Origin of the sequence: Paenibacillus sp. FSL R7-269 (assembly GCF_000517865.1) — a bacterium.
Classification (GTDB): domain Bacteria; phylum Bacillota; class Bacilli; order Paenibacillales; family Paenibacillaceae; genus Paenibacillus_AQ.
This window is the reverse complement of record NZ_ASPS01000053.1, coordinates 81,088-95,083: the sequence shown is the minus strand read 5'-3', so window position 1 is coordinate 95,083 and position 13,996 is coordinate 81,088. Positions and strand designations below refer to the sequence as shown.

At 52.5% G+C, this 13,996-nt stretch carries 17 protein-coding genes; all 17 read left to right on the top strand.

What is annotated here, in order from left to right; translation table 11 throughout:
• Window positions 1-54 precede the first annotated feature (54 nt).
• Window positions 55-708 (top strand): flagellar brake protein, encoded by a 654-nt coding sequence (locus tag C162_RS22960; protein WP_179090428.1) that lies wholly within the window; start codon window positions 55-57, stop codon window positions 706-708.
• Window positions 709-918: 210 nt separating this feature from the next.
• The gene (gene cmk / locus C162_RS22955) at window positions 919-1,629 is read left to right on the top strand and encodes a (d)CMP kinase (protein WP_036698153.1); all 711 of its coding nucleotides are present in this window, start codon (window positions 919-921) and stop codon (window positions 1,627-1,629) included.
• Window positions 1,626-2,213: a lysophospholipid acyltransferase family protein gene (locus tag C162_RS22950; RefSeq protein WP_036698151.1), complete on the top strand. Its 588-nt coding sequence runs from the start codon at window positions 1,626-1,628 to the stop codon at window positions 2,211-2,213. The genes cmk and C162_RS22950 overlap by 4 nt, the downstream gene beginning before the upstream one ends.
• Window positions 2,214-2,388: 175 nt before the next feature.
• The gene (gene rpsA, locus C162_RS22945) at window positions 2,389-3,717 is read left to right on the top strand and encodes a 30S ribosomal protein S1 (RefSeq protein WP_143804273.1); all 1,329 of its coding nucleotides are present in this window, start codon (window positions 2,389-2,391) and stop codon (window positions 3,715-3,717) included.
• Between the two features lie 140 nt (window positions 3,718-3,857).
• Complete coding sequence (gene der / locus C162_RS22940; RefSeq protein WP_036698150.1) at window positions 3,858-5,183, top strand: ribosome biogenesis GTPase Der; 1,326 nt, start codon at window positions 3,858-3,860, stop codon at window positions 5,181-5,183.
• A gap of 12 nt (window positions 5,184-5,195) precedes the next feature.
• Window positions 5,196-5,813: a glycerol-3-phosphate 1-O-acyltransferase PlsY gene (gene plsY, locus C162_RS22935; protein ID WP_036698148.1), complete on the top strand. Its 618-nt coding sequence runs from the start codon at window positions 5,196-5,198 to the stop codon at window positions 5,811-5,813.
• Window positions 5,806-6,846 carry an NAD(P)H-dependent glycerol-3-phosphate dehydrogenase gene (locus tag C162_RS22930; protein WP_036698147.1) on the top strand — a complete coding sequence of 347 codons (1,041 nt, stop codon included), beginning with the start codon at window positions 5,806-5,808 and terminating at the stop codon, window positions 6,844-6,846. The genes plsY and C162_RS22930 overlap by 8 nt, the downstream gene beginning before the upstream one ends.
• 67 nt (window positions 6,847-6,913) lie before the next feature.
• Window positions 6,914-7,189, top strand: a complete 276-nt coding sequence (locus tag C162_RS22925) for a stage VI sporulation protein F (protein ID WP_036698146.1) — start codon at window positions 6,914-6,916, stop codon at window positions 7,187-7,189.
• Window positions 7,190-7,387: 198 nt separating this feature from the next.
• Complete coding sequence (locus C162_RS22920; protein ID WP_036698144.1) at window positions 7,388-7,567, top strand: DUF2768 family protein; 180 nt, start codon at window positions 7,388-7,390, stop codon at window positions 7,565-7,567.
• 80 nt (window positions 7,568-7,647) lie between these two features.
• On the top strand, window positions 7,648-8,265 hold the full coding sequence (locus tag C162_RS22915) for a hypothetical protein (RefSeq protein ID WP_051493857.1): 618 nt from the start codon (window positions 7,648-7,650) through the stop codon (window positions 8,263-8,265).
• A gap of 24 nt (window positions 8,266-8,289) precedes the next feature.
• Window positions 8,290-8,658: a 2Fe-2S iron-sulfur cluster-binding protein gene (locus C162_RS22910; RefSeq protein WP_235218503.1), complete on the top strand. Its 369-nt coding sequence runs from the start codon at window positions 8,290-8,292 to the stop codon at window positions 8,656-8,658.
• Between the two features lie 53 nt (window positions 8,659-8,711).
• Entirely contained in the window at window positions 8,712-9,464 is a 753-nt protein-coding gene (locus C162_RS22905) for a DUF3939 domain-containing protein (RefSeq protein WP_051493891.1), read from the top strand.
• A gap of 443 nt (window positions 9,465-9,907) precedes the next feature.
• A complete protein-coding gene (gene spoIVA, locus C162_RS22900) occupies window positions 9,908-11,386 on the top strand; it encodes a stage IV sporulation protein A (RefSeq protein ID WP_036698141.1) in 1,479 nt (492 codons plus the stop codon).
• A 355-nt stretch (window positions 11,387-11,741) separates the two neighbouring features.
• Entirely contained in the window at window positions 11,742-12,014 is a 273-nt protein-coding gene (locus C162_RS22895) for an HU family DNA-binding protein (protein ID WP_019909963.1), read from the top strand.
• 102 nt (window positions 12,015-12,116) lie between these two features.
• Window positions 12,117-12,365: a trp RNA-binding attenuation protein MtrB gene (gene mtrB / locus C162_RS22890; protein WP_051478165.1), complete on the top strand. Its 249-nt coding sequence runs from the start codon at window positions 12,117-12,119 to the stop codon at window positions 12,363-12,365.
• A 106-nt stretch (window positions 12,366-12,471) separates the two neighbouring features.
• The gene (locus C162_RS22885) at window positions 12,472-13,011 is read left to right on the top strand and encodes a hypothetical protein (protein WP_036698138.1); all 540 of its coding nucleotides are present in this window, start codon (window positions 12,472-12,474) and stop codon (window positions 13,009-13,011) included.
• Between the two features lie 114 nt (window positions 13,012-13,125).
• Window positions 13,126-13,995 carry a heptaprenyl diphosphate synthase component 1 gene (locus C162_RS22880; protein ID WP_036698136.1) on the top strand — a complete coding sequence of 290 codons (870 nt, stop codon included), beginning with the start codon at window positions 13,126-13,128 and terminating at the stop codon, window positions 13,993-13,995.
• The last annotated feature ends 1 nt before the right edge of the window (window position 13,996 follow it).

The window sequence follows — 13,996 nt, the reverse complement described above, 5'->3', positions numbered from 1 at the left end:
GGCGTGCTATAATCGGTTTAGCATTTATTACTAACTCAAGCGGCGGTGACATGTTTGTATCCCAAAATCAATGAATATCTATACCTCCAGGTAGCATCCAGCGATGCGGCAGAGTCTGAGATCCAGTATCGGGCAAGGATTGCTGATATGGAGGACGAGAGCATACTGATAGAAATACCCATGCAGGAGAGCAACGGCCGGCTTAAGAAGCTGTTCGTCGGTGACGAGCTGTCGGTCTATTTTCTCACAGAGGGCGGCATCAAAAATTACTTCAATACTCATGTGCTCGGATTCAAAGAAGATGTCATCCGGATGGTTCGGCTGCGCAAGCCTGATGCAGAATCCATCTTCAAAATTCAGCGCCGCAGCTTCTTCCGCGTCAATGCAGAGCTGGAGCTGGCTGTTAAGGATGCCTTGGGCAGCCGTTTTCTGGTGCGCACCGAGGATATCGGCGGCGGTGGGACGTCATTCTTAAGCGATGCCAAGATTACATTGGGGGTGGCCGACAAGCTGGCCTGCTGGCTGCTCGTATCCTACCGCAACGGAAGCACGGAGCATGTTAATTTCGAAGGCGAGATTGTACGGATCAAAGTGCTGGAGACCGGGCGGAATCTGGTCATGGTTAAATTCTCGGCCATTTCCGATGCGGAACGGCAAAAAATTATCCGGTACTGCTTTGAACGCCAATTCGATTTCCGCAACCGCTGATTCCCTGCCAGGAATCTTCAAACGGGCCCTAAATTGGCTTTTTTCTCCCTAAAAAACCTCAATGTCATTTTGCACTGGGGTTCAAACTGTGGTATAATTTTATAAGTCGCAGGCAATGCCTGCTTTTTTCTTGAGAATATCAGCAAGTTCCTAGAGAGATATGTCGATAGGCATATTTCTGCGGAAGAGTGTTTGAGGAGGAATGCCCCGTTGGACAGGCAGGGTACACATACTAACGACCGAATTAACGTCGCCATCGACGGACCTGCCGGGGCAGGCAAGAGCACTGTAGCCCGATTGGTCGCACGGGAGCTGTCTTACATTTATGTGGACACGGGTGCCATGTACCGGGCAATCACCTGGTATATGCTTCGTGAAGGCATAGCTGCAGAGGAGCATGAGCTGGTGGACCAGAAGGTCCAGAATATGGCGATTGAGCTTCTGCCGGAGAAAGATGTGCAGAAAGTGCTGATTAATGGGGAAGACATGACCCCGCATATCCGCAGTCTTCAGGTCAGCGGCCAGGTGTCGCAGTATTCGAAGATTGAGGGTGTTAGATCCAGACTCAGCCACTTGCAGCGTCAGATGGCGCTCCGCAAGGGAGTCGTAATGGATGGCCGGGATATCGGTACAACCGTACTGCCGGATGCCGAAGTGAAGATTTTCATGACGGCAAGTGTGGAGGAGCGTGCTCTCCGTCGTTACAAGGAACTGAAGGATACGGAAACAGTGACTCTCCAGCAGCTTGAATATGATATTGCAGCGCGGGACCGGCTTGATGAAGGCCGGGAGATTTCACCGCTGCGGCGTGCCGAGGATGCTATTCTTCTCGATACGACGCATATGGATATCCTTCAGGCCGTGGAAGCCATCGTCTCCCACTGCAGAACCTATGTTAACGGGGAGAGAAATCATCTATGATTTATGCATTTTGCGTGGCCTTGCTTCGTATGATTTATGCCATACTGTTCCCGCTCAAGATTGTGGGAAGAGAGAATGTGCCGAAGGAGGGTGGAGTCCTGCTCTGCGCGAATCACATCAGCCTGCTTGATCCCATGACGATCGGCATTAAGCTGAAGCGACAGGTTAGGTATATGGCCAAGGCGGAATTATTCAATGTTCCGGTGCTGGGCTGGCTCATTAAGCAATTGGGCGCATTTCCTGTCAAACGTGGCGGCGTAAGCAAAGAATCCATTAAGACGTCCCTCAATACGCTTCGCAGCGGACATGTGATGGGCATCTTCCCGGAAGGAACGCGGAACTCCGATTCCGGTTCAGCCAAGAAGGGTGCGGCAAGCTTCGCGCTCCGCAGCGGCGCAGCCGTTGTACCGGCAGCTATTATCGGGTCCTACAAGCCGTTCCGCCGGATGACTGTTGTCTATGGGGCACCCATAGACCTCAGCGCATTTGAAGGTGCGGGAAGTGATTCTCTGGAAGCTGTAACCGATGTTATTATGGGACGCATCCATGAAATGATCAGTACCGGCAAGCCCAGTTCGCGGTAAGTCCGGGAGTCAAATCTCCTGCTTCCGTGAATAGCTTATAAATTACAGCATAACCGCTATTTTTTGGAACATACTAATCAACAAAGAGAAATGGTTTAACGATGTAATGATTGTTTTGAACTCTGCTCTACGCGGGTTTAAATAAATGGGGTTTTGAATCGAGGAGGGTAATCACATGTCTGAAGAAATCAAGAATCAAGAAGCTGCGGATAACGTTGAGAATAACGAGACCGTAGAAGGGGCAGAAGCTGTGGAATCCGCTGTAACCGAATCTGCAGAAGTTGTTGCCAGCAATGAAGAAGAAGTGACAAGCCAGGAAGGTCTGGAAATCATTTCTCTGAAAAAAGGCGATACCGTGAAAGGAACAATCGTCAAAATCGAAGATAACCAAGCTTATGTAAGCATTGGATATAAATACGACGGCGTTATTCCTATTCGCGAATTGTCTTCCGTTCAGTTGGACAATGCCGCAGCAGCGGTAGAAGTTGGCCAAGAAGTGGAATGCAAGGTTGTCAGCATCAACGACAACAAGGAAAGCCTGGTGCTTTCCAAGCGTGCCATCGACAGCGAAAAATCATGGGAAGATCTGGAGAAGTATTTCGCTTCCCAGGAATCCTTCGAAGTTACTGTAGCTGATGTTGTCAAAGGCGGCCTTGTGGCTGACGTTGGCGCACGCGGCTTCATCCCGGCTTCCATGGTTGAGCGTCACTTCGTTGAAGATTTCAGCGACTACAAGGGCCGCACACTGCGTGTCAAAGTGAAAGAGCTTGACCGTGAGAACAGCAAGGTAATTCTCTCTGCCAAAGAAGTTCTGGAGGAAGAATTCGAAGCTAACAAGCTGAAGATTATGGCTGAGCTGTCCGAAGGTCAAATCATCGAAGGTACTGTTCAACGCCTGACTCAATTCGGCGCATTCGTTGATGTTGGCGGCGTAGACGGACTGGTTCACGTATCCGAGATCGCTTGGAACCACGTGGAGAAGCCATCCGATGTAGTATCCGAAGGCGACAAGGTTCGCGTTAAAGTACTTAAGGTTGATCCTGAAAAGGGTAAAATCAGCCTCAGCATCAAAGCAGCTGCTCCGGGTCCTTGGGATTCCGCAGCAGGTCAGATCAACATCGGCGATGTGGTTACAGGCGAAGTTAAACGCCTTGTAAACTTCGGTGCATTCGTTGAACTGCTGCCAGGCGTTGAAGGCCTTGTGCATATCTCCCAGATCTCCCACAAGCACATTGGTACTCCGCACGAAGTACTCAAGGAAGGACAGGAAGTACAAGTGAAAGTACTTGACTTCAACCCATCCGAGAAGCGCGTCAGCCTGAGCATCAAGGAAACGGAAGAAGCTCCGGCTCCTTCGGCCAGACCAGAACGCAGCAACAGCAGAGACAGAGCGCCTAAAGAAGTGCTGAACAATCCTAACGTATCGCTCAGCAACGAAGGCCTCAGCTTCACACTGGCTGAACGTTTCGGCGACAAGCTGGACAAATTCAAGGGTAACAATTAATCCCTTTGTTATCTCATCATAACGGGTAAAGTAATCGGCGAGCCCTCGATCAGAGGGTTCGCCGATTGTCTTTTCACGGTTAGCCAATTGGAATGTTTTTTGCTATGATGAGTAACGTAAGGAAGACAGGAGGAATGAAAATGGCAAGACCCGTAGTGGCCATTGTCGGCAGGCCTAACGTCGGAAAGTCGACGATCTTTAACCGGCTGATTGGCGATAGACTGGCCATCGTAGAAGATAAACCGGGGATTACACGTGACCGGATTTATGGAGTCTCCGACTGGAACGGCAAATCTTTCAGTGTCATTGATACTGGAGGGATTGAGATTGACGGAGAAGACGCTATTCTAAAATCCATCCGCGTTCAGGCGGAGTTAGCGATTGAGGAAGCGGATGTGATCGTCTTCATGTGCGAGGCGAAGAGCGGACTCACAAGTTCGGATGAGGAAGTGGCGCAGATTCTGTTCCGCTCCGGCAAGCCGATCGTTCTAGCTATCAATAAAGTGGATAACATGAAGCGTACCGAAGATATTTATGAATTTTACACCCTTGGAATTGGTGATCCGATCGGAATTTCAGGAAGTCACGGAACCGGAATCGGCGATCTGCTGGATGCGGTTGTTGAGCGTCTGCCAGACAAGGTTGATGAGGAATATGATGAAGATGTCATCCGTGTGGCCTTGATCGGACGTCCGAATGTGGGTAAATCCTCACTGGTCAATGCGATTCTGGGCGAAGAACGCGTTATTGTCAGTGATGTTGCGGGGACTACACGCGATGCGATTGATACGCCGTTCGAACGGGATGGACAGCGTTATGTGCTGATCGATACAGCGGGCATGCGCAAACGCGGCAAGGTCTATGAGAACACAGAAAAATACAGTGTAATGAGAGCTATGAAGGCGATTGAGCGCGCTGATGTTGTACTCGTTGTAATCAACGGCGAAGAAGGCATCATCGACCAGGACAAGCATATTGCCGGGTATGCCCATGATGCGGGCAAGGCTTCGGTCTTTGTCGTCAACAAATGGGATGCCATTGAGAAAGACGACAAGACGATGCAGAACTTCGAACGCAACATCCGCGATCACTTCCTGTTCATGAGCTATGCTCCGGTGGTATTCCTGTCTGCGCTTACGAAACAGCGTCTGCAGAAACTGCTGCCTGTAGTACAGCATGTGGCCCAACAGCATGCCCTGCGGATTACCACCCATCTTGTGAATGATGTGGTTTCTGATGCCGTGGCAATTAATCCTCCGCCTACGGACAAAGGCCGTCGTCTGCGCATTAACTATGTCACCCAGGTGGCAACGAAGCCGCCGACCATCGTGGTATTTGTCAATGATCCTTCGCTGATGCACTTCTCCTATGAACGTTACCTGGAGAACAAGCTGCGTGCAGCGTTCAATTTCGAGGGGACACCGATCCGCCTCTTTACACGGCGCAAATCCGAGAACGAAGGTTAGGGGAGAAGAGTAGTGGCGTTTGAACTTCTGGTTATCGTTATAAGCTATCTGCTTGGCTCCATCAGCTTCAGTGTATTGCTCGCCCGGCTGCTTAAGGGGATTGATATCCGCCAATATGGAAGCGGCAATGCGGGAGCGACCAATACACTGCGTGTGATGGGGAAGGGACCGGCCATACTGGTGCTGTTTCTGGACGTACTGAAGGGAATTGCCGCAGTCTGGCTTGGCACATGGGCCGGTGGATGGGGAAGCTGGGTCGCAGTGGTCTGCGGACTCGCTGCCATCATCGGGCATAACTGGCCGGTCTATTTTCACTTTCGCGGGGGGAAAGGGATCGCAACGACGATTGGCGTGATGGCTACACTGGTATTCTGGCCTGCAGTGATTGCCGGGGCGATTGCCATTCTTGCTATTGTTCTTACACGGTATGTCTCGCTGGGCTCGCTGATCTTTGTGGCTCTGACTCCAGTGTGTCTGCTCTTCACGGAGCATACGACCCCGGAGCTATGGGGAAGCCTGATCATTGTAGTGTTCGCCTTCTGGCGTCACCGCAGCAATATCGTGAAGATCTCGCAGGGCCGTGAGAACAAAATCGGCTCCAAAGCCAAGGAGGGGAATCGCGTTGTCTGATAAAGTAACCGTGCTGGTCGCGGGCAGTTGGGGAACTGCGCTGGCTACTGTGCTGGCGGCTAACCACTCGGAGGTTTATCTGTGGACGCGAAAGCCTGAGCAGGCTGCCGAGATTAACGAAGCACATACGAATCATCATTTCCTGCCGGGGATCAAGCTCCCCGGGAATATTATTGCCACCACGAACATGGAGACTGCCGTCTCCGGTTCGAAGGCGGTAGTCATTGTGGCGCCTTCTTCCGGAATGCGCCAGGTGGCGCATAGCCTTAAGCCGTTCTGGAAGGAAGATATGCTCTGCATTCATGCCACGAAGGGCTTCGAGACCGAGACCATGAAGCGGATGTCCACAGTGATCTCCGAAGAGCTGGGCTGCGGTGAAGGAGATATTGTGGTGCTCTCCGGGCCGAGTCACGCTGAAGAAGTGGTGAGGCTCTGTCCGACCACGGTCGTAGTGGCTTCGCCGGATGAGGGCCGTGCCAAGGCGGCACAGGGGCTGTTCATTAACAATGACTTCCGTGTGTATACCAACAGGGATCAGCTAGGGGTAGAGCTGGCTGGTGCACTGAAGAATATTATCGCGCTGGGTGCCGGGCTATCTGACGGGCTGGGCTTCGGGGACAACGCGAAGGCAGCATTGCTTACCCGCGGCCTGGCCGAGATCTCCCGGGTCGGTGTGGAAATGGGAGCGAATCCCTTAACCTTCTCCGGCCTTGCCGGACTCGGTGACCTGGTCGTAACGGCAACGAGCCAGCATAGCCGGAACTGGCGTGCGGGCTCCATGCTGGGCCAGGGCCAGCCGCTGAATGAGGTGCTGGACTCGATGGGGATGGTTGTCGAAGGCATCCGGACGACGGAGGTTGCTTATGCGATCTCGCTGAAGCTGGGCGTACAGATGCCGATTACCGACCAGATCTATCATGTGCTATTCAAGGGCAGAACACCGCGTAATGCTGTGGAAGCTCTTATGGGCCGTGACCGCAAGACGGAAATGGAGGCCATTTCCCAGGAGACCTGGGAGCAGTGGCATTCCTGATCACGTTCACCTTTTGCCGGAATATCTCATATGTTGTTAATGGGGATTGACGGAGGAGGGATGAACAGTGAGCAGAGATTTTTCCAAGGATGCTTTGAACGCCATCAACAAGAAGACGGGCAAAAACATTTCAGAAGGTGCCATCAAAAAGCTGGCCGGTACGGTTAAGCCGGGCACCACACAGAATGAAGCCCAGCTCCGCCAGTTAATTAAACAGGTATCCGCTATGGCTAAAGTGCCGGTCAGCGAGGCTACCGTGCAGGAGATCGTCAATGCTGTTAAAAAAGGCGGCGCCGGTTCCGGTACGATGGAGTCTTTAATGAAAATGATGCTGAAAAAATAGAATATCCTTGAAGTAAGCCATTCCTGCCGGGATGGCTCCTTTTCAGACTGGGCATAACTCCGGAAGGTAAGCTGATTCCGCGGTTGATGCCCTTTTTTAATCCACGGGGTCTAATCTGTAAATTAATACTTAAAAAATGCCGCGTTTCACGCTATAATAATCGCAATCCGGATAAAGTGAATGGGAGGCGCATGACCTATGGACCCGATGACAAAAATGTGGCTATCACTGATTGCGGTACTGATTATGGGCTTATCCGTTTTTTTGATTACTTTTGCACGCAGTAAGACGAAGGGGCTGCTTAGAGCTGTTTTATCGGTCATTGCTTTTGTCATCCTGCTGATCGGAGTTCTTGGCGGGGCCGCTTCAATTATGTAAGCATTTACATTATACTCAGGCAGACGTATTTCTGACAGAATCATTAACTGATTTTACAGGGATGGGGCGTGTGTAAATCGATGGCCGGTTCAGGAATTCCCTATGTGGTTGAGACGGCACTTGGCAGAATAGCGGAAGAACTAGATAGTATGGGGTCTGGCAAGCCGCCGGTGTGGCTGCTGGGGGGGAGCTGCGGCCTGCTGCTGCACGGGGTTCAGCTCAGTGCTGCTCCGCGCGATATTGACCTCTATTGTGATCTGGAGGATACCGCGAAGCTTCATCAGGCACTGCTGAGGTACACTGTCTGCGCACCGGAAGAGGATCATAGCGGAGGCTGTTACTCCCTGCGCGGACTCTACTTCATCGGGGAGGTGAAGGTTGAGCTGGTGGGCGGATTCAGGATCGGCGGCGGCTCCGGGCAATATTCAGTGGATATCAGGACGTTGCAGCCCTATGCCCCGAAATGTACGTACGAAGGGGTTGGCAGGCTGGCCTTGATGCCGCTTGTCCATGAGCTGATCTTCAATCTCCTGCGCGGCAGGGACGAACGCTGCCATGCTATTGCGGAGCTGATCAAACGGGATGCAGCAGGCCATCTGCCGCTCCTGGAGCAGCTCATTGAGGAGAACCATCTGAAGGCCGGTCTGCAGCCGAGGCTGGACGAGCTGCTGGGGATATCTGAATCACTGCGTATATAACCTGAATCCAAGGAAGGAGGCTGTATGATGAATGCTAAATCACGAATAACGGTCACTTTCCTTCCGGAACAACGCACAGCTTCCGTCAAGCCTGGGATTTCGTTGCTGGAGGCTGTGCGCAAAGCCGGAATCGTTCTGCCTACCCGCTGCGGGGGCAAGGCAGGGTGCATGATGTGCAAAGTGTCCGTAGAGAATGCGGATGGAGCACTTAGACCTCCTGCAGAGGCAGAGAAACGCAAGCTTGGCAGCCTGCTGGATGAAGGTGTCCGCTTGGCCTGTCAGGCCGCTGTATGGAGCGATGTCCGGGTGCATATTCCCGAGGACCCTCTGAAGGCGGCCGTCCGCCGCAGACTGGAAGCGGCGCGCCGTGGAGAAGCGGAGGAGCTATGGTAGCTGAGACCCCTGGTGCATATGCGCACAGAAGTGAACAGAGAGGAGCCCTGCGGATGGACTCGATGCACACGGTGAAGCTCCGGCAGGGGCGGAAGAGGGTGTCAATGCTGCTGCTTGTCCTGCTGGTCTTATCTCTAGGCGGCTGCATGTATCCCAAGGAACAGCAGCATCCCGGCAGCGGGTACCGCGAGAGTGTGAAGCGGGTGCAGGCGGCGGTAGATGATTATCAGAAGCAGAAAGGGCTTCTGCCGATCTTGACCAGTGATCAGGCCACGCCCAGATACGAGAAATTTGTGATTGACCTGAATAAGCTCCAGCAGGAAGGATACCTGGATGAGATCCCGGCTGCGGCGTTCGAGAAGGGCGGGAGCGCCCATTTTCTGGTGCTGGATGAGGAGACGGACCCTCAGGTCAAATTGATGGATCTGGTGACTGTGCAGAAGGTTAACGATATCCAGCGTAAGGTGAACCTCTATAAGTCTGCACACGGCGGGAAGCTTCCGGCGGGGGAGGAGCTGTATCCGGGCCTTGCATCCATTGACGGCAAACAGGCAGGGACCGGAACGATCAAGCTAATTAGCGTATATTCGGGCCAGCCGCTAGAATTCCTGATGGATAGCAGCGGGACGGTCTACGTGGATTACGGCGCGGATATCTCCTCGGCTATGGATAAGAACGGCAGTGTGCCTAAGGCAGAGCGCGATCTGCGTCTGGAGCTGAAGCAAGCCTCCTACTATGTCCCCGTCAAGTCTCTGCCTTATCTGTGGGCCCAGGGCCGTCCTGTCCCCCAGGCTCCGCAGGAATAGCGGCACACTATTATAGACTTAAAGCAGCAATTCTCCGAGGGCGGGGATTGCTGCTTTTTTGCTATTTTTTAGTATGCGGGGTCTCAGAAAGGATAGTAGTTCTAGGCTGCGGGCCGCTCTCATAGACTTGATGAGAAGACTTCCGGGCGTCTTGACGCGTTGGTGAGCTAGATAGGATATACGAAATTTCAGATGCAAAAATGCGCGGACGCTTGTCATAAATCCGTTAAGGATACATATGATGATACTAGTCCAAATGCATGTCCGAGCATTCGGAGTTTAGCGCGGGGCAACCTTGCTTCGCCTCAGGCAAGTAAGCTAGGCTTCGGGCGGGCAAAGCTTAGTCCGGTGGTTGTCCTGCAAGGGCCAGTTTGCCGGCGGAACGCGAAGTCGATGCTCTTCAGGCATTTTTTCTTCGGAGTAATATGAGGAGGGGATCTCTTTTGGAAAAAGTGGATATTTTCAAGGACATTGCCGAGCGTACCGGCGGAGACATTTATCTTGGCGTCGTCGGCGCGGTTCGCACGGGGAAATCGACATTCATCAAACGCTTCATGGAAACGATTGTTCTGCCGAACATCACCAGTGAAGCAGACCGGGTAAGAGCGGTTGATGAGCTGCCGCAAAGTGCGGCAGGCAAAACTATTATGACTACCGAGCCTAAATTCGTACCCAACAATGCGGTGCAGATTAAGGTGGCCGAAGGACTGGAGGTTAACGTCCGGCTGGTCGATTGTGTAGGCTATGCAGTGGAAGGCGCAAAAGGATATGAGGATGAGAATGGTCCGCGGATGATCTCGACCCCATGGTTTGAGGAACCGATTCCTTTCCAGGAAGCGGCTGAAATCGGGACACGCAAGGTAATTCAGGAGCACTCTACTCTGGGTGTGGTAGTCACTACCGATGGTACGATTGCCGAGATTCCGCGGAACTCTTATGTAGATTCAGAAGAGCGCGTGATCGCCGAGTTGAAGGAGGTCGGCAAGCCGTTCGTGCTGGTTATCAACTCCACCCGGCCGCGCAGCGAGGAAGCCCAGCAGCTCCGCAGTGAGCTTGCCCTCAAATATGATATTCCGGTGATGACGCTCAGCGCTGCCAATATGACCGAGGATGATGTGACTGGTGTACTGCGTGAAGTGCTGTATGAATTCCCTGTACATGAAGTTAATGTTAATCTGCCGAGCTGGGTGATGGTGCTGGGCGAGAATCACTGGCTGCGCAGCAGCTATGAGAACTCTGTCCGTGATACCGTGAAAGATATCCGCCGTCTGCGCGATGTGGACCGCCTGGTCTCCCAGTTTACTGAATATGATTTCATCGACCGGGCAGGCCTCAGCGGGATGAACATGGGCCAGGGGGTAGCCGAGATCGACCTCTACGCTCCCGAAGAGCTGTATGATCAGGTGCTGATGGAGGTAGTCGGGGTCGAGATTCGCGGCAAGGATCACCTGCTTCAGCTGATGCAGGACTTCTCCCACGCCAAGCGTGAATATGACCGCTTCTCAGAAGCGCTGGAAATGGTCAAAACCACGGGGTATGGTATCGCCGCACCTTCACTGGCTGAGATGGCGCTGGATGAGCCTGAGCTGATCCGTCAAGGCTCCCGCTTCGGAGTCCGGCTGAAGGCTACGGCACCGTCGATCCATATGATCCGGGTGGATGTCGAGTCGGAGTTCTCGCCGATCATCGGTACGGAGAAACAGAGTGAAGAGCTGGTGCGCTATCTGATGCAGGACTTTGAGAATGACCCGATCAAAATCTGGGAATCCGATATCTTCGGCCGGTCCCTGCATTCCATAGTCCGTGAGGGCATTCAGGGCAAGATCGCGATGATGCCGGATAATGCCCGCTACAAGCTGCAGGAAACGCTGGGCCGGATTATCAACGAGGGCTCGGGCGGACTGATCGCCATCATCCTTTAAATGAAATGAGCTTGTCCTTTGGAGCGGGAGTATTTCCCGCTCTTTTGCTATTTCCGGGCCCTTTCGCTGCTAGCGAGAAAAAAGGGGGGATTTCCCTGGAAAGCTTCCGTTTTTACGGAATAACTGGTAGTAATAGACTGCGCAATTGCAGCGGAATGAAGGGGAACCTGCTACTTTCTGCTCCTTTTTTGAGGAACGCCTTGATATTATGGTTGGGCTGTATTACTATAAGTTTGTTGCGCTTCTAGAAGAGAGGTGCCAGTATCTAGTATTAAACGGGATTATCACGTATATTTTACGTTGAAACGGAAACAGTGTATGATACCGGAACTTTTAACCAGGGAGGTGAGAAGACATGAATAAATCAGATTTGATCAACGTAGTTACAGAAGCAACTGAACTTCCCAAAAAAGACGCTACGAAAGCGGTAGATGCTGTTTTTGAAGCAATCACAGGTGCACTGCAAAGCGGCGATAAGGTTCAGCTGGTTGGCTTCGGAAACTTTGAAGTGCGCGAACGTTCCGCACGTAAAGGCCGCAACCCGCAGACTGGTGAAGAAATCGAAATTCCTTCAAGCAAAGTACCGGCATTCAAACCCGGTAAAGCGCTGAAAGACGGAATCAAATAAAGATTTCTACATATCTGCCCCATAGTCCTTGAATACCAACGATGCCGCCTTCCAGGGCGGCATTTGTTTTTGAAAGGCTCATAAACTTTGAGGAGGATTACAATGACTGAGAAGAAGAATGAAGTGAATCCTGCACCGTCCGGCAGCGACTATATCGTAGTCAAGGCCAAGGAGAACGGTGTTCAGGTCATCGGGCTGACCCGGGGGCTGGACACACGGTTTCACCATACGGAGAAGCTGGACAAAGGCGAGGTGCTCATTGCCCAATTCACCGATCACACCTCAGCAATGAAAATCCGCGGCAAGGCTGAAATTTGGAGCAAACACGGACAATTAGAGAGTGAAAGCTGAAAAGCAGGCATAGCCTGCTTTTTTTCAAAATATAACTAGGTAAGGGCCGATCCGCGGCGCCGTATAATCCTGCATAGCAGCGGAAACTATGAGTAGGGGGCATGTTATGAACCGGAGCTGGCTGATCGGAACGGCGTTGCTGCTTAGTGCGGCTACTACCTTGCTGTTGCCGCAACTGGCCGGCAACGTTATAACTGCCCAGAGCAAGTATAGCGCAGTACAGACGATAGGTCCGGATGGCCTCATACTGGAGAATGACAATCTGGTAGATGCGCTGAGTGAGATTCCGCTGAGTCTGATGATTGACAAGGCAGGCTGGGAGAACCGGGTATTGTCTCTTGATCTCAAGGTGAACGGTGATGCCCACGAACCGCAGGAGCTGTACCGCAATATGGCTCTGGCTATCGGGTTCGCAATTCAGGAGACCTCGAACGTGGACCAGCTGCTGCTGCGTGTGGTGGCAGAGGACAGGTGGCTGGATACCCGCCGCCTGCTCCTCGCCGGTGATATCCGCCGCAGCGAGTGGACTCCCCTGCTGCAGGAGGCGCTGGAGAACGCAGGCAATTCGCCTCTTCCCGATTCGCTGAAGAACGGCTTCCGCATTAGCGAAAGTGAGCTGTGGAAAAAACAGTTCATTTATCCCTGAACCGGGTAATTGAAACTAGAAGGCTCCACCCGTGCGTGACAAAAAAACATGTGATATAATAGACAAGATTGTGAACAATGAGTTTGACAAACGTCAATGGCTTCGGAGGCTAAAATGAAACCGTACCGCATACCGCAACTGGCTAAACCCTACACCGACTACGATATGATTCAGCGGCATACGGAACTGCCGCCGTTCTCAGACGGGCGGGGTCATTTGTTATATATTTTTCTCGGCAGAGGCCGGGGGGCAGACTTCCAGCAGGCAGAACTGTTCACCCTGGTGACTGGACTCGTCCAGCTTGGACTGGATACACATGAGAGCATTGACCGGAATCATGAAGAACCCGGCGGCGATATTATGCGCACCCGCCAGCTGAAGGTTCTGGCCGGTGATTATTTCAGCAGCTGGTTCTACCATCTGCTCGCGAAGCAAGGTCAGATTGAAATGGTGGGCACGCTCAGCGCGGCTATCGCTGATTTCAATGTGATGAAGGCCAATCTTTACGGCAAGATGAGCGGAACGCTTGTCCCGGCCGAACAATACTTGAAGCACACGGTACAGCTCAATATGCGGCTGTTTCTTTCTTTTACACCGCTGATTGAAGAGTCCCTGAGAGACGTCTGGCAGAAGCTGCTGGCCGAATTCAGCCAGTGTGAGACTGCAGCCCAGGAATTGCGCCGGGGGGCAGCTCCGGGAAGTGCGCTTACGGGCTATGCTTACTGGAAGGTGATGGAGTCGGCGACCGAAGAGGAGCGTCAGCGTCTTAAGGGGCAGACTCTGGACCCCAAGGACTGGCAGAAGCTGAAGCTGAGGTGCAAATGTGATACACTGCTGACGGACAAGCTGCATAGTTCGCTTGCGTCCATTCAGTCGTTATTGCAGAGCATCAGGGATGAGGAACTGGCGGGTCAGCTTAGATCAGCACTGGACCGCCTGCTTCTGCAAATGAAAATTTCCGGACAAGCTGCCGTGGAGGGTTAGA

Bases quoted from the DNA above. Each gene is read 5' to 3' on its own strand.
- C162_RS22915 (WP_051493857.1), top strand. From the start codon at position 7,648: ATGGCCGGTTCAGGAATTCCCTATGTGGTTGAGACGGCACTTGGCAGA.
- C162_RS22905 (WP_051493891.1), top strand. From the start codon at position 8,712: ATGGACTCGATGCACACGGTGAAGCTCCGGCAGGGGCGGAAGAGGGTG.
- C162_RS22920 (WP_036698144.1), top strand. From the start codon at position 7,388: ATGGACCCGATGACAAAAATGTGGCTATCACTGATTGCGGTACTGATT.
- C162_RS22880 (WP_036698136.1), top strand. From the start codon at position 13,126: ATGAAACCGTACCGCATACCGCAACTGGCTAAACCCTACACCGACTAC.
- C162_RS22910 (WP_235218503.1), top strand. From the start codon at position 8,290: ATGATGAATGCTAAATCACGAATAACGGTCACTTTCCTTCCGGAACAA.
- C162_RS22895 (WP_019909963.1), top strand. From the start codon at position 11,742: ATGAATAAATCAGATTTGATCAACGTAGTTACAGAAGCAACTGAACTT.
- mtrB (WP_051478165.1), top strand. From the start codon at position 12,117: ATGACTGAGAAGAAGAATGAAGTGAATCCTGCACCGTCCGGCAGCGAC.
- der (WP_036698150.1), top strand. From the start codon at position 3,858: ATGGCAAGACCCGTAGTGGCCATTGTCGGCAGGCCTAACGTCGGAAAG.
- C162_RS22885 (WP_036698138.1), top strand. From the start codon at position 12,472: ATGAACCGGAGCTGGCTGATCGGAACGGCGTTGCTGCTTAGTGCGGCT.
- C162_RS22950 (WP_036698151.1), top strand. From the start codon at position 1,626: ATGATTTATGCATTTTGCGTGGCCTTGCTTCGTATGATTTATGCCATA.
- rpsA (WP_143804273.1), top strand. From the start codon at position 2,389: ATGTCTGAAGAAATCAAGAATCAAGAAGCTGCGGATAACGTTGAGAAT.